Source organism: Erysipelatoclostridium sp. DFI.2.3, assembly GCF_019132535.1.
Lineage (GTDB): Bacteria > Bacillota_I > Bacilli_A > Erysipelotrichales > Erysipelotrichaceae > Clostridium_AQ > Clostridium_AQ innocuum.
In genome coordinates, this window is sequence record NZ_JAHOOJ010000006.1 from 68,952 (window position 1) to 91,370 (window position 22,419).

Annotated in this window: 18 protein-coding genes and 1 riboswitch; of the genes, 6 read left to right on the forward strand and 12 right to left on the reverse strand. The window is 43.2% G+C overall.

The window, feature by feature from the left end:
• Positions 1-26 precede the first annotated feature (26 nt).
• From KSZ58_RS07820 to KSZ58_RS07840, 5 genes are all read left to right on the forward strand, one after another.
• A complete protein-coding gene (locus KSZ58_RS07820; RefSeq protein ID WP_009269693.1) occupies positions 27-2,819 on the forward strand; it encodes a sigma 54-interacting transcriptional regulator in 2,793 nt (930 codons plus the stop codon).
• Between the two features lie 109 nt (positions 2,820-2,928).
• Positions 2,929-3,366, forward strand: a complete 438-nt coding sequence (locus KSZ58_RS07825; protein ID WP_009269694.1) for a PTS sugar transporter subunit IIA — start codon at positions 2,929-2,931, stop codon at positions 3,364-3,366.
• Positions 3,356-3,838: a PTS sugar transporter subunit IIB gene (locus KSZ58_RS07830; RefSeq protein WP_009269695.1), complete on the forward strand. Its 483-nt coding sequence runs from the start codon at positions 3,356-3,358 to the stop codon at positions 3,836-3,838. The genes KSZ58_RS07825 and KSZ58_RS07830 overlap by 11 nt, the downstream gene beginning before the upstream one ends.
• A 16-nt stretch (positions 3,839-3,854) precedes the next feature.
• Positions 3,855-4,631: a PTS sugar transporter subunit IIC gene (locus tag KSZ58_RS07835; RefSeq protein WP_009269696.1), complete on the forward strand. Its 777-nt coding sequence runs from the start codon at positions 3,855-3,857 to the stop codon at positions 4,629-4,631.
• Positions 4,628-5,446: a PTS system mannose/fructose/sorbose family transporter subunit IID gene (locus KSZ58_RS07840; protein WP_009269697.1), complete on the forward strand. Its 819-nt coding sequence runs from the start codon at positions 4,628-4,630 to the stop codon at positions 5,444-5,446. The genes KSZ58_RS07835 and KSZ58_RS07840 overlap by 4 nt, the downstream gene beginning before the upstream one ends.
• A 347-nt stretch (positions 5,447-5,793) precedes the next feature.
• Here the strand turns inward: KSZ58_RS07840 and KSZ58_RS07845 are convergent, their stop codons facing one another.
• The 3 genes from KSZ58_RS07845 to KSZ58_RS07855 all read right to left on the reverse strand — a co-directional run bounded on the left by KSZ58_RS07845 (position 5,794) and on the right by KSZ58_RS07855 (position 9,155).
• Complete coding sequence (locus KSZ58_RS07845) at positions 5,794-7,476, reverse strand: bifunctional diguanylate cyclase/phosphodiesterase (protein WP_008816975.1); 1,683 nt, start codon at positions 7,474-7,476, stop codon at positions 5,794-5,796.
• Between the two features lie 240 nt (positions 7,477-7,716).
• Positions 7,717-8,514, reverse strand: a complete 798-nt coding sequence (gene thiD, locus KSZ58_RS07850) for a bifunctional hydroxymethylpyrimidine kinase/phosphomethylpyrimidine kinase (protein ID WP_009269698.1) — start codon at positions 8,512-8,514, stop codon at positions 7,717-7,719.
• A gap of 2 nt (positions 8,515-8,516) precedes the next feature.
• Positions 8,517-9,155: an HAD family phosphatase gene (locus KSZ58_RS07855; protein ID WP_009269699.1), complete on the reverse strand. Its 639-nt coding sequence runs from the start codon at positions 9,153-9,155 to the stop codon at positions 8,517-8,519.
• A 53-nt stretch (positions 9,156-9,208) separates the two neighbouring features.
• A riboswitch (TPP riboswitch) is annotated at positions 9,209-9,312 on the reverse strand.
• Positions 9,313-9,544: 232 nt separating this feature from the next.
• Here KSZ58_RS07855 and KSZ58_RS07860 point away from each other — a divergent pair.
• Positions 9,545-11,044 carry a carboxypeptidase M32 gene (locus KSZ58_RS07860; protein ID WP_009269700.1) on the forward strand — a complete coding sequence of 500 codons (1,500 nt, stop codon included), beginning with the start codon at positions 9,545-9,547 and terminating at the stop codon, positions 11,042-11,044.
• A gap of 387 nt (positions 11,045-11,431) precedes the next feature.
• On the opposite strand, the gene KSZ58_RS07865 is transcribed toward KSZ58_RS07860, so the two are convergent.
• From KSZ58_RS07865 to KSZ58_RS07905, 9 genes are all read right to left on the reverse strand, one after another.
• Positions 11,432-12,856: a glycoside hydrolase family 1 protein gene (locus KSZ58_RS07865; protein WP_074748398.1), complete on the reverse strand. Its 1,425-nt coding sequence runs from the start codon at positions 12,854-12,856 to the stop codon at positions 11,432-11,434.
• A gap of 78 nt (positions 12,857-12,934) precedes the next feature.
• Positions 12,935-13,603 (reverse strand): YitT family protein, encoded by a 669-nt coding sequence (locus KSZ58_RS07870; protein WP_008816980.1) that lies wholly within the window; start codon positions 13,601-13,603, stop codon positions 12,935-12,937.
• Positions 13,600-14,412, reverse strand: a complete 813-nt coding sequence (locus tag KSZ58_RS07875) for a Cof-type HAD-IIB family hydrolase (RefSeq protein WP_009587354.1) — start codon at positions 14,410-14,412, stop codon at positions 13,600-13,602. Before KSZ58_RS07875 ends, KSZ58_RS07870 begins: the two co-directional genes overlap by 4 nt.
• Before the next feature lie 30 nt (positions 14,413-14,442).
• Positions 14,443-15,816, reverse strand: coding sequence for a Xaa-Pro peptidase family protein (locus KSZ58_RS07880; RefSeq protein WP_009587375.1), 1,374 nt, complete (start codon positions 15,814-15,816; stop codon positions 14,443-14,445).
• Positions 15,817-15,872: 56 nt separating this feature from the next.
• Positions 15,873-17,315 carry a M81 family metallopeptidase gene (locus KSZ58_RS07885; protein ID WP_074748401.1) on the reverse strand — a complete coding sequence of 481 codons (1,443 nt, stop codon included), beginning with the start codon at positions 17,313-17,315 and terminating at the stop codon, positions 15,873-15,875.
• Positions 17,316-17,362: 47 nt separating this feature from the next.
• A complete protein-coding gene (locus KSZ58_RS07890) occupies positions 17,363-18,802 on the reverse strand; it encodes a M81 family metallopeptidase (RefSeq protein ID WP_009587346.1) in 1,440 nt (479 codons plus the stop codon).
• Between the two features lie 90 nt (positions 18,803-18,892).
• Complete coding sequence (locus KSZ58_RS07895; RefSeq protein WP_009269705.1) at positions 18,893-20,278, reverse strand: PTS transporter subunit EIIC; 1,386 nt, start codon at positions 20,276-20,278, stop codon at positions 18,893-18,895.
• 338 nt (positions 20,279-20,616) lie between these two features.
• Positions 20,617-21,456 (reverse strand): PRD domain-containing protein, encoded by an 840-nt coding sequence (locus tag KSZ58_RS07900; RefSeq protein WP_009269706.1) that lies wholly within the window; start codon positions 21,454-21,456, stop codon positions 20,617-20,619.
• A 12-nt stretch (positions 21,457-21,468) separates the two neighbouring features.
• Positions 21,469-21,909: a PTS glucose transporter subunit IIA gene (locus KSZ58_RS07905; RefSeq protein ID WP_002607814.1), complete on the reverse strand. Its 441-nt coding sequence runs from the start codon at positions 21,907-21,909 to the stop codon at positions 21,469-21,471.
• Between the last annotated feature and the right edge of the window lie 510 nt (positions 21,910-22,419).

Genomic DNA, 22,419 nt, shown 5'->3' on the forward strand with positions numbered 1-22,419 from the left:
AGGTAATACATACAGGAGGTCTAAAGATGCGAATAGATAAAATCATGAGGGTTATTGATGAGCATTGCCAAAAGGATCGGTTAAATGATATCCGACAGAATGCCAATGGAATCAGTGTATATGAAATTGCGGAAGCCCTGCAGCTCTTGCGAAACAATGTAAATGCAGATGTTAATAAGCTTTTTCAGGAAGGCAAGGTCATTAAGATATGCGGAGATAAAATCTATCGATTTTATTCACAACAGCATTTTTCAAAGATAACGGGAAAACATCTACAGCCACAGACCACTTGTAACTATCTGCAGGAATTACTTGAAGATATGCAGGGAAGCGATGATCAGGACGACCCGTTTACACAGCTGATTGGCTTTGACGGAAGCCTGCGAAACGCCATTCTTTCCGCAAAGGCCGGCATATTGTATCCGGGTGGAGCACTTCATACCTTGTTGTTGGGAGAATGCGGTGTCGGTAAAAGTTTGTTCGCAGAGAAAATCTTTATGTATGGTAAAAAACATGGAACTTTCAATAAAGATGGGCAGTTCGTTGTTTTCAACTGTGCCGATTATGCAAATAATGCAGAGTTGCTGCTCTCTCATCTTTTCGGTAGCATAAAAGGCGCCTATACAGGTGCAGACAGTACAAGAGAAGGTCTGTTGAAACGCTCAGATGGAGGTATGCTGTTTCTGGACGAAGTCCATCGACTTCCTCCGGAAGGGCAGGAAATGCTGTTTTATTTCATAGATAAAAAGAAATACCGTATGCTCGGAGAAGCAAATTGCGAGCATTCAGCGAATGTTGCCCTTGTGATGGCAACTACAGAAAATCCCGATAACCATCTTCTTACAACATTTTTAAGAAGGATTCCGATGGTCATTAAAATTCCCAGTCTGAAAGAAAAATCACTGCAGGAGCGTGAACAGATGGTCTTATATCTTTACACACTGGAGGCAGCTGTCATCTGTTCAGATATTATCATAGATAAAGATACAATGACAGCTTTGATACTGTATCATCCTAAAGGAAACATCGGGCAGCTGAAAAACGATATAAAGCTTTCCATTGCGCGCAGCTATCTTGAAATGCGCAATAATAAAGAAAGTGAATTGCATATCCGTAAATACACACTTTCACATCAGGTAAGCGATGGTCTTATAGATCAGGATATTGAGCAGCGCAAAGAAATAGAGAAAATGCTGATTCGAGATACTTACACGGTAACACCATTCCGTGCAGAACCTGCTGTGATGCCGGCATCAATGTTTGAATTTCCTGTATTTGACACAACGCAATCTGATATTCAGACTTCATTTGAAGAATACGTTGATAAGATTGCCGCATCACTGGAACAGGATTCGCCTCCTTCTTTTATCATAGACAATGAAATACGTGAAATCATGACTTTCATCCATGAATGGATTCTACAGAATATGCAAATTTTAATTGAGCGAAGGCAAAGTGCAGCTCTGGCATTTTATTTAAAAAACATTCGTGATTATCAAACAAATGCATATCTTCATGATGAATACACTTTGGAATGTGAAATTGCATATATTGAGAAAGCCCGCTCACTTATCCGCTCCATTGAACAGCGGTTCAATCTACGCATAACAAGCGAAGGGGTTCATACCCTCGCCTGTATTTTGAAAACATTCAAAAGCAATTCATCCGAAATATGCAGCATCAGTATGTTTGTTGTTGCACATGGAAATTCACTTGCGACAAATATTGCAGATGTTGTGAATGAACTGCTTTCTATTGATTATGTAATTGCACAGGATATGCCGCTTACGAAAAACGTAAACCAGATCATCGAAGAATTAATTGAAAAAATCTGTAAAGAACCGCTTCAAAATGATATTGTACTTTTCGTAGATATGGGTTCTCTCATGTCTTTGGAAGAAACACTGCTTCAGCGCTGTAACTATAACATCGTCGTAATCCCGACAGTTCATACACTGCTTGTATTAGATGCCGCCAGAAAGGCAATGTTCATGCAGTATCCGCTAAGTAATATCCTACATGATGTTATGCGAATGAATCAGAAGGTGGATCAAACGCTGGAGCATCATATCCGCAGTCATATCGGTCAATACAATGAAAAAATCATATATACCATCTGCTATTCAGGTGATGGCACAGCGCACTATCTGGAAAAATACCTGAAGGACATGATGGAACAGGCTGGTATCTTCAACATTGAAATTCTGGCATTAAGCAATGATTCTTTAATCAAAATACGAAGTATTATTGAAGAAACCTCAAAGCACAAAGAGGTTTTATGCATAATTGGTAATGTTGATCCCGGTGTACATGAATATCCGTTTATTTCCATAGAAGATATTTTGCTGGGCGATGGTGTAAAACGTCTGTTCAACAGTATCGGAAATATTGAATTCGTAAACAATCAGGACGTGATAAAATGTTTTGAACGCAACGTATTTGTTGATGTTGCCTTTGAATCTATAGATAAATATCTGATGTATTTAAACTCAAAAAAGCTTTCCCCTCTCATCATGGACTTTGTCAAAGGATTGGAGAATGAGCTGGACTGCACACTGACAAACAGAACTCTGACACGACTGATCGTACACACGACCTGTATGGTTGAGCGCCTGTTATTTCATGAATATAGCTTTGAACAAAATGCCGGCACCAGTGAATATTTGAAAACTCAGAAGAGGCTGCACACTGCTGTCAGTAAAAATTTACAGGGAATTGCTTCGGCCTGCAGTATTACCATCAATCAGGAAGAATGCTATTACATCATACAGATTTTAATGGAGGATGATACACTGGCTGAGCATATTGTATTTTCATAATATAGAGATGTATTCATGTGTATCAAAAAATGCGAAAAGGCTGATTATAAAGCCTTTTTCTTTTATTGGCATGGAAATTGCTGATTGATTACTGAAAGGATGTGGAATTATGATGATGGAATGCAACATCGGTATTCTTCTTGCAAGTCATGGAGAATATTGTCATGGCGCAAAGAACAGTCTGGAAATGATTATTGGAGATTGTCCGGATCTTCTTTGTGTCTCTGTAACACCATCCATGAACAATGAGGATGTGCAGGTGCAAATGAGAGAAGCTTATGAGCTTTTGAAAAAGGAATGCAGTGAGGTACTGATTTTTACGGATTTGCTCTGCGGGTCACCGAATCATGCTGCAGTGCGTCTGATGATGTCAAGGGAGGATATAACTGTAGTCACTGGTTATAATCTGGCTATATTGGTAGAATTGGTAAATCGTCGCAACACATCAGACCTGAAGGTGCAGGAACTGCTGAACGGGATTGAAGATACACTTGCTTCATCCCTGCGCATTATGACAAAGGAAGGTGAATGGTATCATGGGAATTGAATTGATAAGAATTGACGACAGACTGATCCACGGACAGATTGCAACAACCTGGATCAACAATTATTCTATCGAACAGGTATTAATTATAAACGATCAGATTCTGACGGATAAGATGCAGCAATCTGTTATTTCTATGACCGCTCCGGTTAATGTAAAGGTGAAAGTATTTGGTGTGGATGCTTTCCTTGACATTTATAAGAAAACATCAATTCAGCGCAGAACAATGATTATACTGACAAATTCTATTGATGCTTATCGACTGGCGAAAGGAGGCGTTGATTTTAAAGTATTGAATGTCGGTGGTATGCGGTATGAAAACGGCCGTGTGAAAATAGCGAAGGCAGTATCTGTAACTGAACGGGAAAGAGAAGCATTTGAACAGCTGCTGCATATGGGAATTGATGTTCAAGTTCAGATGGTGCCTCGGGACGAGCTTCATGATATGAAAGAAATTTTAACAAATACAAAATAACGAAAGGAGAAAATGTATGTTAGTTAAAGCATTGCTTGTGGCCTTCTGGGCCGGTTTATGTTCACTTGATGATGGAGGTATGCAGTTGCAGATACGTAAACCACTGCTTGCTGGAACAATCACAGGACTCATTTTGGGGGATCTTACACAAGGGTTAATCATAGGTGGAACACTGGAACTCATGTGGCTGGGGGTTAATTCTGTTGGCGCGTATACACCTCCGGATATCACAGGTGGAGCAATCATCGGTGTCACCGTTGGTATAATCAGCGGAGGAGGGGGTGCTGCCGGTGTTGCATTTGCAGTTCCCGCAGCTACTCTGATCTTGCAGCTTATCGTTTTACTGCAGACATACTTATCTGTACATATTCATCGTGCGGAGGCAGCGGCCGTTGCCGGAGATTTTGATAAAGCCAACCGCTGGCATCTATATAGTGGTATCCTGCTGTTTTTTGCGCGTGCCATTCCTTGCTTCATCGCGGTATATATCGGAAATACGGTGTTATCTGATTTCATTGCATGGCTTCCGAAATTTATCATTACCGGATTAAATGTAGCAAGTGGAATCATCCCGGCTGTCGGTATCAGTATGCTGCTGACAATGATGCTGAAAAAAGATATGTGGATGTACCTTGTGGGAGGATTTGTTTTTGCAGCATATCTCGGCCTGCCTGTTCTTGGCGTATCTCTCATCGGAATCGTTTTTGCCGGTATTCATGATTACAACTATGTACAAAGAAAGAAGTTGGAAACAAGCAATACGATGGAACTAGAAGGAGGTATTGATTTATGACGGATACAAAATTTGAAATGACGAATAAGATTTACAGGGAAATGTTTATCAATCATTTAACATATCAATGGGGATGGAATTATGAACGACAGCAGGCGGATGGATGCCTGTTCACGCTGACACCTGTTCTAAAACGTATTTACAAGGATGCTCCTGTAGAAGCAAAGGAGCGTGCTATCAAGAGACATCTTGAATTTTTCAATACACATGCCACGCTAGCTCCCCTGCTTTTCGGTTTAATAGCTGCGCTCGAGGTAAACACGCCGGAGGATGAAAAGGATTCCATAACATCTATAAAGACTGGATTGATGAGCCCTATTGCCGGTTTAGGTGATGGATTGTTCTGGTTTACACTGTGGCCTATTTGTGCAAGTATTGGAGCGACAATGGCAGTGACCGGCAACATTTTCGGAGCTATATTTACATTTGTTGTCTTTAATATATTAAATCAAGGAATGAAATGGTTCGGTTTCCGTATCGGGTATACCAAAGGTATGGAAATTATCAATTCCGGTTCAGGTGATGAAGTAATTAAAAGAATATCTGGTGCAGCTACCGTATTAGGCTTATGCGTTGCCGGATGCCTTGTATCCACGACTGTAAAAGTAAATGTGCCACTGGTATTTGCAAGCGGCGAAGGAAAAATTGTTGTGCAGGAGCTGATAGATAAAATCATGCCTTGTTTTCTTCCGGTTCTGGTTACTGTTTTCTGTTACTGGAGACTTAAAAAAACAAATGGAAAGGAAGCTGTATTGCTGATTTTCGGAATTATGATTGTATCCATCGGCCTAACGTATTTGGGAATACTCGGTTAGAATCTGTAGGAAGCAAGTGCTCATTACGATCATGATATTGTTCCTTTAAGGCTCAGAAATATACTAAAAAGAGGATTCGTAAATGAACCCCAAGTTTGGACTATCAAATGAAAGGGTTCTTTTTTTTATACTTTACATTTTCAAATCTCATGCTTCAGCGGAAAATGATTCTCTATGCAGTATTGATCAAAACAGCCTTCACATTACCTGTTCTTCCAATGTCAAACCTCCTGTAAGCGATAGACGCCTTTCGCTTCTATCCTTCAACTGCCTGCTTTGTACAAAAAGGTCCATCAGATACTGCCGCCACGCAGCATACTAATGGACACCAGATGATTTACGTTTCCTTACAATACCATTTGCAAGTCAAGGAATCGATCATGGAAGGTACGCTTTTCCACAGGTCTTGAAAAATAAAAGCCCTGTATATTATCTGCCTGAATATCCCGTACAACCTTCAATTCCTCCTGCTCCTCAACACCCTCAACACAAACCCGTATGCCGACACTGTGGCACAGCTGAATTACAGCATTGATAAAGCTTTGATGAAAAGAATTTTCATGAATCGATGATATTAACAACCGATCAATTTTAACGATATCCGCCGGCATCTGTGACAGCATGCCCAGGGAGGAATAGCCGGTACCAAAATCATCGATCGCGATGCGAATCCCCATTTCCCGCAGCTGCTGGAAGGAGCGCTTCAGCGCATCCATCTCGGTCACAAAGCAGCTCTCCGTCAGCTCAATGACGATATGCTTTGCAGATAAATCCGCCTGCTTCAGGGTCCTGCGGATAAAGGGCAGAAGATCCTCATTCAGCATCTGTATATAGGAAAAGTTCATGTTCATCACAAAACCCGGATTTTCCTTCACCCACTCCTTACACGTATGAACGGCCTCCTGAAACACCCATTTCCCTGCCTGATGAATCAGACCGGCAGATTCCAGAATGGGAATAAACTCATCCGGGCGAACATTTCCATATTCACTGCTGGACCAGCGCAGCAAAGCCTCTGCCCCCTCCACCTTCATACTGGAAGCATTGATCAGGGGCTGATATACGAGGTAGAAATCCTGCATCCCCCGCAAAACACTGCTCTGCAGCTGATTCGCAATGGATAAGCGGCGGCGTTTGATCTGTACTAGCTCATGTGAAAACTGTGTACACTGATTCTTTCCGCGGTATTTACTGGCTTCCAGAGCATTATCCGCATACTTGATTAAATCCAGGAAATTGTCGCCATCCTCCCAGAACATCGCAATTCCACCTGACACCGTACAGAAATAGCCGATATCATCAATAAAGTGCCGTCTGTTGCAGTATGCGTGGATGATTTTATATAACTCCCGCACCTGCTTGCGCGTTGCCTGTTCATATACGATGGCAAATTCATCTCCGTCGAATCGATACATGCGTGCCGACGCGGGAAGAAGACGCTGCATCGTCTGGGAAAACTGCCGCAGGACAGCATCCCCGAAAATATGATCGTTCAATTCATTGATATGGGAAAAATCATCAAGACCAAGCAGGAGGATCCCACCGTTTCTCTTATGCTCCAGCAGCTGTGTTACAGAATTTTCACAGGCTGTCTGGGTAAACAGTCCGGTGATGGAATCTATTTTTCCCTTATTCTCCAGATTGGATACGATTCCGGCGAAAAAAATCGGCTCTCCACGGTCATTGCGTTTTAAAAGTCCTCTGCAGATAACCCAGATATATTCATGCTTACGATTGCGCACCTGATATTCCACATTATGCTCATCGGTTTCTCCGTTCAGCATAGCCGTAATGGAATCATCAAATCGCTGTCTGTCACGTTCATGAACCAGATCCCCCCACAACGGAATCAGTCCAGGGACAATGAGATCGGGAAGGTCAAAATCCTGCAGCATATTTTCAGAAATTAAAGCACGATCCTCCTGCATGTTCACAAGGTAAATATAATCATCCGTACTATTGACTATGGTATCATACAACATCCATGGATCCAGCTGAAACTCAGCCAGAATCTCCTTACCGCTTTTCATACAACAACCCCGTTTCTGATTTCAGGCTTCTTTAAAATGGCAGAATGCAGCATCAAAATCCCTGTATTTTTGAGAAGCTCTTTCTTCCTATATCATACCACATCTGCATGAAAAAAATTGCATCATTTTCCTAAATGAATGGTTTTTTATATGGAAACTTCATCAAAAAAATATATCACACCAGCATCACACATATTGAAATAACAAATGCTTTTATGTCCATCTTTTCAAGGGCACCTTCTATAACGGCTGCTTCTGTTTGATATTCCAACAGTGATTCAATGGTCCACTGCCCTGTCCCAGATCAAGACCATCGCGTAATGCACCGCTGATAAAAGCCTTGGCTCTTTCCACTGCACTGATCATATCATATCCCAGTGCCAGATTGCCGGCAATGGCGCTGGACAGCGTACAGCCGGTTCCATGGGTGTTTGGATTATCGATTTTTTCACTGGAGAGCCAGTGAGCCTCATCCTTATGTACCAGCAAATCATCGGCACGGTTCATGGAATGCCCGCCCTTTATCAGAATGTATCCGTCATAGTCCTGCGCAATCATGGCAGCAGCCTTCCTCATATCCTGATGATTGCATATCCGTATACCGCTTAAAGCCTCAGCCTCCGGAAGATTCGGTGTTATGATATCGGCAAGAGGAAGCAGCTTTGTTTGCAACAGCTCCAGCGCTGTATCCTCCAGCAGACGGGAGCCGCTGGTGCTGACCATAACCGGATCAACGACAATGCGCTCCACTGCATACTGCTTCAGCTTTTCCACAATGACGGCAATCAGCTCCGGTTGGGAAACCATGCCGATTTTTACCGCATCCGGACGGATATCCGTAAAGACACAGTCAAATTGTTCCTTTAAAAACTTCGGTGTTACATTCATGATCGAAGTCACACCGGTTGTATTCTGTGCAACCAGGGCTGTCAGGATACTCATACCGTATACCTCATGTGCCATAAAGGTTTTTAAATCAGCCTGTGCACCGGCTCCCCCTGTAGGGTCAGTGCCGGCAATTGTTACAACAGTTTTCATGTTCATTCTCCTTTCAAATCATCCAGCGACAGGAAGGCTGCATCGGCCTGCATGCAGATTTCTTTCCAGTGCGCTTTACTGGCTGCATCATATACCGCTGTCACGTGAAAGCCATGCGTCTTCAATGTCTGAACGGCATGCAGTGCATCCTCTACAAACATCGTTTCTGCCTTATCCGTATGCAGCATGGCAGGCATAAGCTCAAACAGACGTCCGTCCTGCTTATCATAGGGGAGCTCCTCACAGCTTGCGACAAAGTCCATATATTCCAGCAGACCGTTTCGTTTCAGGACCTCTTCCGCGCAAACCCGTTCACATGCCGTCAAAACGCCTATACGCATCCCCTGGGTATGCAGTCTTTCCAGACAGGCCCTGGCCCCCTTTTTGGCAGCAACCTCCTGCCTGTAGCGTCGTCGTACGATTGCATAAACCTCTGTACGCACCTGTGCCAGGGAATCCTGTATCACATACTTCTCCTTCAGATACCGGATAGCATCTGTCATCGTCATCAGCTGCAGCTCTTTACTGAGATTTTCCTCTGCTTTGATACCCTTTGTCTGAAGATAGACCGCTGCCAGATCCTCCCAAACCCACATGGAGTCCACCAGCGTGCCATCCAGATCAAATATGTACCCCTTCATATGCTGCGCCTCCTTTTATAATGAAAAAAGGGCTATGCCATGTATGCATAACCCGCGTTATATCTGCAGTCCCTACGTTGGCATTATCCAAATCAGGTAATCGGTCGAAGTTCACAACTTCCTCTCAGCCTGTCTACAAGCTCCCTTATTTCCACGCTCATCATACCATTTCCATATATTTTCGTCAACAGGCATCCGCGTTTGAAGACAAGGTTTTTTCTAAACGCAGGCTGACAGATGAGGATTCTGCAAGGCCGGTAAGAAGGGAAGCAGACACACCCGATGCCATCGGATGGTATCCAGCTGCACATTTGTCCCTTCCATCTTTTTATCGGGAACAGTTACGTTTCTTCTTCAGCTGTGATACAATACATTACAGAGGTGATAACATGGATTTAGAAGCATTTTTTCATGAGTATAAAGAAAAAAAGAACGCCTATCAGATGGCACTGAGCACAATGTATTATGACCAGGCCACGATTGCTCCGAAGAACGGCATTCCCTACCGCAACCGCATGACGGCGATCCTGTCGGGAGAAGCCTTCGATCAAATGGCGGACAAGAAAAGTATCCAAAGGATCGAAGAGCTGGCAAGGCAGGAGAATGTAAGTGCAGAGCGTAAGAAAGAGCTGCAGCTGCTGTTGCGCGAGCTGAATGAGCTGCGTGTACTGCCAAGAGAGGTGTACGTGGAGTATCGCAGAACCATCGCAGACAGTGAGGCCGCATGGCATGAGGCAAAGGAACAGGATGATTATCAACTGTTTAAGCCGCATCTGATCAGCGTCATAGAAAAGCAGAAGGAGATTCTGTCCTATGTCACAGATAAGAAAAGCGATTATGATTTTATGCTGGACAGCTATCAGATCAACACCGATATTGCATATTATGACCGCTTCTTCGATGCCATTCGAAAGGAACTGCTTCCGTTTCTGCAAAAGCTCCTGAAGGAGGGAACACCGATTGACGATTCCCTGCTGTTTACAGCCTTTGATATCAAGGAACAGGAGGCCTTTATGCAGGAGCTCATGGACTATATGAAGGTTAATGACAGGGAATGCTATATGACAACAACGGAGCATCCGTTCACGGACTTCTTCTCAGCGCATGAGGCACGCATTACCACGCATTATCATGAACACAATGTGATGTCTGCGATTTTCTCAACCATTCACGAATACGGGCATGCACAATACGGCCTGCAGGTAAAGAAAGCATATGAGGGAACCTCCCTGTTCAGCGGAATTGGTACAGCCATGCATGAATCACAGTCACGTTTTATGGAAAATCACATCGGAAGAAACCGTGCATTCTGGGAAGTGAATTATCCAAAGCTCCAACAGCATTTTCCAAAGCAGTTACAGGATGTTTCTCTGGATGATTTCATGCGGATGATCAATGTATCACGACCTTCCTTTATTCGTACGGAAGCGGATGAGCTGACCTACCCGATCCATATTCTGATCCGCTATGAGCTGGAGAAGGAAATCTTCAACGGCACTGCAGATTATGACAATCTGGATACGATGTGGAACGATAAATATGAGGAATATCTGGGAATCCGTCCAGAGCATGACCGGGACGGTATTTTACAGGATATGCACTGGGGCGGTGCTCTGCTGGGCTATTTCCCTACTTATGCGCTGGGAAGCGCATTTGCGGCTCAGTTCTATCATCAGATGGAACAGGATATGGATGTTGAGGAAGCACTGCGCAGCGGTGCCTTTGAAAAAATCAGCGGCTGGCTGAAGGAGAATATTCATCAGTACGGTGCCTTCAAGGATGCGGATGAGCTGATGATGGATGTATGCGGGGAGTCCTTTGATCCGAAGTATTACATCGAATATCTCAAGAACAAATACGCGCAATTGTATCAGATATCTGCCGATTAAACGGAGATATTGAATAAAATAAAAATATAAAAAAAGCGAAAGGCTGCGAGAAATGCGGTTCTTACTCGATTGTGGTTATATTCAAAAAAGGAGAATTCAATACTATTGTAATTTCAATAGAATTTGAATTCTTCCTTTTTCAAATACCCTAACGTAAGAAAGAACTAGAAATGCTAATGCTATCGTTTTTTATTTTATCATCATATTTCTGCTTTTTTCGGTATGTTCATTCTGAAATAAACATACGAATTTAAGTATTTGTGGATTGTTTTCTATTATATATTATCTTACAGAAGATCACACCTATGAATCACCTGTCTGTCCTTCCTCACAGCCTGCATACAACGCAACTAGATCCATACATCTTCTTTTTTTCTTACAGGCTGATCATTCCTCTTCAGCTTTCCGATAATCATCAATCAGCTTTTTGAACCAGTAATAGCTCTTTTTCGGATATCGCCTGTTGTGATCATCAAAATCCACCCGTACAAGCCCGTAACGCTTTTCATAACCGTTAACCCAGCTGTATAAATCCATCGTAGACCAGGCATAGTACCCCCTTACATTGCAGCCGTCTTCCATCGCTTTCAACATATAGTCAATATATCCCTGCATCATTTCGATACGCTCATCATCCTCCACATAGCCTTCATCGTTTGGTTTTTCATAACAGCCATGACCATTCTCTGTGATATACACAGGAATATCCCCATAGCGTTCTTTAATTTCCATCAATGTGTTATACATGCACTTCGGATAGATTTCCCTTCCCCACAAATTCCGTTTTGTATTTGGATCGATCGCTGTTTCATACCAGTCCCTGATACGGATTCCCTCTTTTGCATTGGAGCCTGCCCCCTTATTGTTATGGAAGACCTCCGTTTCCCCTGCTGAGTAGTCCGTAATATAAAAGCGATTGTATACGTTCAACCCAAGGAAATCCACTTTCCCCTGTAGGAATACCAGCATATCCTCAAACTTAATATAGCTGGTATCGATTCCATACTTCCGCAACAAAGGAATCAGTGCGCCCGGAAATTCTCCCTTGCATGCGGTGTCTAATATGATACGGTTATAAAACAGATCCGCAATCATATGAACACGTTCTTTTTCCTTCGTATCCGGTGCTACCTCCACATTACTGGAATCATGCACAATACCGATTGACCCGTTCAGCTTCAGCGAATGGTAGATTGCCACTGCTTTCGCACTGGCGACTGCTTCATGATAGACCGTCGTAAAATAGCGGTTAAAATCATGACGGTGATTGGGAGGATAATTCCCTACCATATGACTGCAATATGCATAGTATTTCGGTTCATTGATCGTGACCCACAGCTTTACACGGTCACCAAAGGCGGTAAAGCAGACCCTTGCATATTCTGCAAACGCATCTACAATGGCACGATTTTCCCAGCCGCCTTCCTTTGCAATTGCTTCCGGTAAATCATAATGAAACAAGGTCACATTCGGCTCCACACCCTGTTTCAGACAGTAGTCAATAACCCTGTTATAGAAATCTATCCCCCCCTGATTTACAGCACCTCTTCCATTCGGAAGGATTCTTGCCCAGGAGATGGAAAACCGGTATGTATTCTGTCCTCCTGCCTTCAGCATATCAATATCTTCCTTATAGTGATGGTAAAAATCACAGGATACATCCCCTGTAGCACCATTGATATTCAACGGGTTACCATGGGAAAATACATCCCATTCCCCTAAGCCTTTTCCATCCGCATCCCATGCTCCCTCACATTGATACGCTGCTGTGGCACTGCCCCATAAAAATTTTTGTTTTTCTATATTTTGCATAGTAGCCTCCATTTCTGCATCTAAGATGCATCATTTTACTTGTTTATGTCACGTTTTCTTGATATTGGTATTTCCTATTTACTTTTTGATGATATACCATGTTTTCGCTGTGAAAGGAAACGTATATTTCATTGATTTCCCCAACAGGAGCATACATACCCATGTTCCTTCTCTAACTGTCGTGAAATCCAGATGGGAGCATAGAATCATAAACAGACTCAGCAGCATGAAAACAATGTCTATTCTGGTTCGAAATATACAAAATTCCATCCGCAGCCGTTTGGATATGACCATAGCCAGTTCCTCAAATGGATTTTTAACAAGATCAGCATGAAATAATACAGCCACACCATAGGAACAGAAGAGTATACCTGAAAAGATACACAGCCATTTTCCGATATAGGTTTGCGGATACCAGTCACAGAGTCCGGGCACATCATAACAGATCAGATTCACAATTTTTCCCTGCAGCAGTGCCAGAGGTATTTGAAGGTACTGTATGTTTGCAAACTGCTTTTTCAGGATAACGATCTGTGCTCCTGTGCAGGATATGAAGAATATAATCAGTACTGTTCCACTCTTGATACCGGTAATGGCAGTTAGATTCTGTGTAAAAGCTGTTATTGCAGTCTGTCCCAACTGTGATTTCATCATGCAGGATAACCCGATTGCTGTTATCAGAATACCCAGCAGCATTTCAATAAGACGCAAATACAGATAGGGTTGTTTTTCTGCTCTCTTTTTCATTCCGCATACATTTCCATAAAACGTGCCCAACCGTCCTCATCACATGGATAGTCTGTGATGATATCTGCTATCGCCTTTGTATCATCGCTGCCGTTTTTCAAACACACACCTACACCACTTGGTTCCAGCATTGTATGATCATTTGTCGTATCTCCAAACGCCATAACTTCAGCTGTAGATATCTGATGTTTTTCACAGAATTTTTTCAAAGCGTATGCTTTGGAAACCCTGCGATGAGAAAATTCCATAAGGGTGGACTGTGTTTTAAAAAAGTGATAATCCTTAGAAGGATGAGCAGTAAGATATGCTTCAATTTGCAGCATATCTTCCTCGTTTACCCGGAACATGATTTTGGCATTTTCTTCCTGATAAAACACCTTCATATCCGTAACTTCCATTGCTTCCATTTCTGCTGATGTAGCCGATTGTTTCACAACCTCATCCATCTCTTTGCAATATATACAAGCATTTCGATAGATAACGGGATTACAAGTGAAAACGGACATTTTTTCTATGATTTCCCGAATCCATTCCTTTTTCAGTTTATAGTATGTTTCTTCCTCTTTCGTAAGATTGTCCCAAAGCGTTGATCCATTCATACATATCAGCATATCAACATCTTCCAATCCCCAGCGGTGCAGCAATCTTCGCACTTCTGCAAGAGAGCGTCCGGATGCCAAACCAAATACGATGTGTCGTTTACGTAGTTTTCTGATAACTTCTTTTGCTTTTTTTGTTAACGCATGATGTTTTACAACAAGGGTATTATCAATATCACATACCACCATCCGCAGCTTTTCCGGTTTCATGATCTTCCTTTCGATGTAAGAAGATGTTCTTCATACACTGGCAAGCGCCATCTCTTTCTTCAACAGATACGGTCTGAGATATGCCGTTGCCATGCTTGTTGGTAACACATCCTCCTGAATACGGATTCCCAGCACTTCCTGCATATATGCTCTGCGCTTCACGATGCGTTCCCACACAGCCGGATATTCCTTTGCGATTGCCTTTCGCAACTGCTCATCTGCTAGTAAAATTCCACTTTCACAGCTGACTCCCCCATAACCGTTTACACTTGGAATGATATCAATCTGAAACAGCATGCCGCTTTGTAATGTTTCCTCAGACTGCGGATAGATCGGTGAGGACATCCATTCCTCATCAGCGCACAGGTGTCCCGGATTCAGTGTCCAGCCATAGTCCTCCTTCGGCAATACAGTCTCAACTGCCTCATACAAATCGTTTCCGTTTATCCCGATTTCAATGGTTTCCAGCCAGGTTTTTACTGCCTGAAAATAAGGAATCGCGACTGCCTTTAGATAATCCTGTTCCTTCTCAGGCAGCTGCTCAGCACATTCCACTGCATAGCCTGCACGACTCTGCAATCCTCCCTTAAATCCTGTGGTGATGGAAATTTTATCACCGCACTGAATTTGTTTATTACCCGGATACAGATTGGCTTTTTCAAAACGGGCTCCTGTAGCCATGATGGTCACAACACTGTGACGCTGTCCGTCAGCTGCAAGTGTTTCTGCCATTTCCATTTCCGTTTTACCGACCTTTAGGCGATCCATGGTCTTCAGTATGCAGTTTCCTGCCAATGCTGCCCCGTATTCATAGTGTGCAAACTCATTCGCATTGTTGGTTGTCCGAACACCGTTTTCTCCAATGAGGAGATACGCTGCATTGGCAAACTGTGCTTTTCCGCAAACCGTCTTGAGTGCCTCAACAAGAAAATACGGCAAATCAAACAGCAGATGATTATCCTCCACATGGCTGGTAAAATTCTTCCATCCGATCAATCCGATTTTTTCTGCATCTTCCAACTCGCAGGATGCCAGTATTTGCGCAACACTTTTCTCTGTCTGCATCGGCTGATTCGGCAGGGAGAAATGCGGCATATGAATAGGTACTGCTTCAATTCTGGCTTTTCCCGCCTTGTTTAAATTTTCATTTCCCAGTACCATAAATGCCTTACCATTTGCATGAAGAATAAGCAATGCTTCCTCAAAGCGCGGTAGAAAACCGCACAGATATTCAAAATTACTGCCATGCTCCAGATCTGCATATACGACTACTGCATCAAAGCCGTCCTTCTGCATGTTTTCAAGCAGACGTGCTTTCCGATTTTGCATTGTTTCATCGCTCAGCATGACAGGGATAAGCCCCTCCTCCGGTTTCGGTGCCTCTATTTCTTTTAACTTAATCATACATTCCTTCCTTTCTCATACCGTATTTCCAGTTTATCATTTCTGTTGAGCATATGCTACATATCATCCAGCGGATACATCGGACGCATAATCAGCTTGAACGGTATCCGCTTTGTATCCTGCAAGGTTGCCCCATCCGTTAAGGACATGATGCACAGCTTTCCTTTTTCCTTCAATTCCGGATGGATGTATCCCTGCTTAACAACGATGACATCATAATCATCCCAGTCGATACCGCATGCGTCCATCTGGTGCTTTTCCACAAAGGAATGATTATTATCCGTAACAACGATCGTTATCGGCTTACCCTTTACCGATACGCTAACCAGACCTCCGTAATCTCCTTCTTCCCCATACATATGCGTTCCTTCCTGCCGGCCCTTTGCAAGTATTGTTACATCCAGCTCCACCGCAGCTGTACACTCATCCATATCCATACCAAGGCGTAAATGAACCTGCTCCTGCACATCATGTGCTTCCAGCAGCTGATAGGCTGCGGGATCATTGATCGCGGCAAACAAAAAGCGTTTTGTCAGATGTTCACAAGCTAACACCTGCCGTAATATAAATGTGTTAGCCCCCATCGCCCCGGAGGTCACATTATCCCCGGAATCCGTGAGAAACACCGGCTTTCCTGAAAAATCAAGAGCCGCCTGCAATGCTTCCTGCGGTTCTCTGGTAAGACCCGTGTAATGAAATTCATGGCGCTTACCCCAGACATAGTTCATCAGCTGATCTGCTGTTTCTTCAGCATATTGCTGAAAGTCCTGTGTGCTTGGCACTACGACAATCCCACAGCCTGCTTCCGGGGCATCATGACGCAGATATCCGACATGCCACGAACAGCTCAGTATCCGCTCATCCTTTTCCAGTTCATTCATAAACTGATTGATGGAACGTACCGGTTCATCCGCAGAAACACTCTGTTCTCCTCCCAGTATCAATGGAAGCTTTCGGTATACAGGACGCATATTCATCCGATTGCGGATTTCCTGAACGAGTGCACGGCATACAAATTGTACAGTTTCCGGAATATCAGTATGCGGTGCCTCCCGAAAGCTGCGAAGAATGGTGGCATTCTCCACATATTCCTTTGTCAGATTTCCATGCGGATCACAGGATATCGCTATGGGCAGATAGGGGCCGGTAATCCTGCGAATACAGCGCAGCAAGTGATGCTCCCCCGAACCGATATCCTCTACAAAGCTTGCGCCGTGCAGGTGAAGATAGATACCGTCCAAATCCTTTACATGTTCCTTCACAGCCTGTAGAATGCGCTGCTCAATATACATAAAACAGGATGTTTTCATCACTCCGCTGCATCCGGCATCCGCACAGATTACCGGAATGAGATCTATATCCTCTGCATCAAACACATTGCCAAGCTGCATGTGTGACAGTGCTTCCTTTCCATAAGACAACGCCACATTCTCCATATCACATTTCATCGGTACATGGGCATTTGCCTCCAATACAAATTTAGCTGCTAAAATTTTCATCTGCTTCCTCCTCCTGTCATATAATCCGTATATACGTTTGGTATGCTTCAGATATCATCGATTGGAAACATAGGGCGCATGATACGTTTAAATGGCAGACGTGCAGTATCCTGAAGAGTTGCCCCTTCGGTCAGTGACATGACACAAAGCTTCCCCTTTGCTTTGAAATCGGGAAAAATATACCCCTGCTTTACGACGATAACATCATACGCATCGACATCAATGCCTGCACTGACAAACTGATGCAGCTCACAAACTGCCCAACCGGTATCCGCAACCATGATATCGATCGAAGTTCCCTTTATATGAACATTGACACAGTGTCCGAAAACAGAGGTATGATTATGCATCATAAAGCCTGTCAGGTTTCCACTGCTTTTCACAACAGCATCCAGCTCCACCGCACTGCTCAGCTCATCAAAGCCTACACCCAGAGTAAAGGAAAGCTCCTCCCCTGTTTTACATGCGGACAGTGTCTGGTATGCGGCAGGATCGCATATGGTCGCAAATAAAAATTTTTTTGTCGTTTCCGTTTGCAGCACCTGACGCAGTATACCGGTGTTCCATCCGGTTGCACCCGATGTTACATTATCACCGGAATCCGTGATAAACACCGGCTTATCCTGAAAATCCAGTGCCATCTGCAACGCTTTGGAAGGCGAAGCTGTTAAGCCTGTATAATGAAACTCATGACGCTTTTCCCATACATAGGCAGCCAGACGATCCGCAGCCTCCTGTGCATAAGGCAAATCCTGCTCACTGTATGGAACAACAATGATACCGCAGCCTGCGACATCACAATCATGACGGATATAGCCAACATGCCAGGAACAGCTTAAGATACGATCGTCCTTCTCCAGTTCATCCATATACCGGTTGATTGATAAGACCGGCTCATCCGCAGATACGCTTTGTTCTCCACCCAGAATCAAAGGAAGCTTGTGGTATACCGCATGAATATTACGCCGTTTTTTCAACAGCTCACATAGCATTTCCGCTACCTTTTCCATTGTTTCATCAGCATCCGTATGCGGGGACTCGCGATAGCTTCGCAGGATGGTTGCCGATTCTGCATATTCCTTGCATAAATTTCCATGCGGATCACATACAATCGCAATCGGTAAATACGGACCGGCAAGTTTACGCAGCTCCTTTAAAATATGATGATCTCCGGACCCAAGCTCCTCCACCTCACTGGCACCATGCAGCATCAGGAAAATACCGTCAATTTCATGCAAATTCTTTTTTAGCGTATCGATAAACATATGCTCGATATACGTAAATGCGCTTTTCTCTACAACACCGGCAGCTCCGGCATTTGCATATATACTGGGAATCAGCGTAACATCGTTCCTTTCAAAAACTTCACGGATTCCCATTTTCTGAATACAATCCTCACCGAGTCCGATATCATACTGCTTTATCGTACATATAGTGGGAATATTAGCATTTGATTCTGTGACAAACTCTCCGACGAGTACCTTCATTTTCTTACCTCCGTGTTCTTCGTTCCTTTATTTGTTTCATTTGAAAGAAAGACTTCAACAAATACAGTTTCGTCAAAGTCTTTTCTTACTCTATTCTTTCACAGTATCTGTTTTTTTAAGAATGTAGCTGGTCGCCACAAAGGATACGACAATCGCAACAACCGCTACTGCAAAATATAGGATGATATTCCCCGTAGAACCATCTGCGGGCAGGAAATAGAAGAAGGATAACAGACCCGGACATCCGCCGACAACATAGTTTTGAAGACCGAAGATTCCGGCAATCAGACCGGAGCATACCGCACCGATTGCAGTACCGATCAGACATTTCGGACGCATGATCAGGGAGCCGTAGAAGGCAGGCTCTGTAACACCGCACAGCGCTGTAATACCAAAGGATGAAATCATACCCTTTTTCGCTTTATCTTTTAAATGGAACGCAACTGCAAGTGCACTGCCGCCAATACATAGATTGGATACAAGACCCATAACCATATTGAATGGATCATAGCCGATTTCCGCAATGGACTGTGCCATAATCGGTGTAAATGCTTTATCCAGCCCAAGCATAACCATATACGGATACAGGGCAGACAGAATAGGCATTGCAATCCAGCCGGCAACACTCATGACTGCCTGAATTGCGGCACCGACACTGTTGCTTAACACGGTACCGATCGGTCCTAAAACAATCAAGGTGATAGGAACAACGATGATCATGGTTAGAATTGGTTTTAAGAAATACACAAACATTTCCGGAATGACGCGTTTCAGGAATTTATCAACGAAATACATAACAGCCACACCCAGAATGATCGGGAACACACTGCCTGCATAGGTTACGGTTGGCACACTGAGTCCCAGGAAATCAAGCCCCTTCGCATCACTGCATACAAACAGTACAGCTCCTAAAAAACCACCCATAATCGGTTCCATACGCAATGATTTCGCGAAGGAGTATCCGATCCAGATCGGGAAGAACGAGAAACCAGCCGTGAAGATATTCAGAAGCAGTGTCGCAGTTCCGCCATCCGCACTCATACCGAAGTAGTTTACCAGCAGGTTTTTAACAGCCAGGATCAGACCTCCGGTAATCATAGCCGGAATGATCGGCATAAAGATTGCCGCACATTTGTTTCCGAAGACATTCAAATAATACATAAAGTTCTTTTCCTGCTCATCATCGGACGAATCATTCCCCACGGACGCTTGTTCATCCGTTACCTTGAAGCCGGAAACATCCAGAAATTCATTATACGCATCATTGACCTCCGGACCGATAATAATCTGTACCTGTCCGGCTTTCTCAACCAGTCCAACAACACGGTCCACCGTTTTCAGGGCCTCCACATTTACCTTGTTTTTGCTCTTATAGTGAATTCTCAATCTCGTCGCACAGTGCTCAACGAATGTGATATTTTCAATTCCGCCAACATTCGTCAAGACTCCTTTGGCCATTTCTGTATACTTTGCCATAAAAATTTCCTCCTTTATGAAAATAAATTTTCTAAGAGGTTTGGCCGGATCTACCGTCACCATCCAATGCTGTGTGTCTTTCACCTAGTATAGAGATGGTATCGCTTGGCTTACTTCTCTATATCCCTTTCTCACTGATTTTATATCAGAACTGAAGACTACATACAAGCCGCAGAAAGTGCCGTTCATCCCCAGGCTTTCCGGTATATCATACGGGTACATATCACATATAGCTATCTCTTTTGAAACCAGTGAAACAAGAGTAAGCCGGCAATGCTGTACCGGTATTCCAAAAGCTCTCTACAGGCTTTTTTTGTATGTTATTCAGGGTTCTTTTTCTAAACGCTGTCCTTCGTTAATTTATTCAAATGAATCAGAAGATATAATTTTTCCTCATCATTGACAGAGTATGCATACTTTTTTTCCAGCATCTCTGCGATTTGATTTACACAGGCATACTGCTGCACACTCTGTTCCTTCATCATCTGAAAGATTACCTGATTTGCCGTTGATTGGTGCACACCGGCTTCCGCATTGACAATGCGCTGCACAAAGAAGCGGCAATGGATGAGGAACCGGTCAAAATCATAATTATCCTGTACATCGACTTGGAAGCTCTGCAACACAATTGTATTGATGCTTTCCAGGATGGATGTAATGGTATATATTTCCATCATATTGGAGGTAAGCTCGGCGTTGACGATATGCAGTGTTATAAAATTTGCTTCGTTGTCATCGATATGAAGATGAAATGCATTGCGCAGCATTTCGATTGCATGTAAAGCGAGCTTATATTCCTCTCTGTACAAAGACTTCACATTTAACAGCATCGTCATGTCGAAATCTATTCCCATTCGTATGCGCTCTATGGTGTTCGCTATATGATCGGTGAGTGTTACATAAATACCGTCATTCAGTGCTTTCGTGCTGTGCTCCTTGAAATACGCAATGATTTCCTCGGATACCAGAATATAGTCGATTGGTGTATCCTGAATCATTTTTTCAAATTTATGCTTCGCCTCCCCCTTCAGCTCGAACTTCTTTTCCGCTTTTTCCGCCTGAATTTCATCCCCTTTTTTCAAACCGAATACAATGCCCTTTCCCACCAGAATGACCTCATCCCCAGCCTCGTTTTTGACCATGGCGATGTTATTGTTATAAATTTTCTTGATCTGCATATGAGTACCCGCTTACACTATCTCAAACAAAGGCTCCCCCACTCTGATATCCCCATTTGTTTTCATTTGATCAACCCTTTTATTTGTTACAATAATCGGCACAATAACATCCATGTTTTTATTTCTTATCATATCCCAGTCTACGATGGTCAGCAAATCTCCCTGCTTAACCCGATCTCCAACCTTTGCTTTTGTTTGAAACGGTACCCCGTGCAGCTGCACGGTGTCGATACCGATATGTATCAGAATATCGGTTCCCAAATCTGTCTGAATACCGATTGCATGCTGTGTTTCATAAATCATGGTTACCGTTCCCTCCACAGGACTCCTCAATTCATTCTCATCCGGTATCACTGCGATACCGTCTCCCAGCATTTTTTCCGAGAACATTTCATCATGTACATTCTCCAGCATAGTAGCTTTGCCATTCACCGGACTACATAAAACTTCCATTTTCTTTCCCTCCTGTTTTCCTTGTTCAATTCACAGCCTCACCTTTTTTATATATGAAGCTCTGTGCTTTAACAGTCTCCGTTTCTGCACATCCCGCTCATTTCGCTTATGTTTATAAGACACAAAAAAGCAAGACGTTATCATACCAAAAATTTGGATTTACTGATAGGTCTTGCTTCCTAAAATCAAGTTAAGAATTACAATCCAGTCATTTCTTTATCCACACCTACAGTATAGCACCACGCTGAAAGCGTTGTCAATACCATTTTTTTGTATATTTTTAACATTTTTTTATGATTGATTACGATTCAGCGGAGAATAAATCAATCAAGGCTACTATAAAGGGGACTCTTAATCTATGAGATTACTGCCATACGATATTATTTTGTCCTTATCCAAGCTGGATTCTATTAGATATATTGATGAATTACAGCTTCTTACTTTTACCGCTTTTTCATTAGCAAGAAGCCGGCAGAATGTCTAACTGTTCCTTCAGAAATGAAGATTACA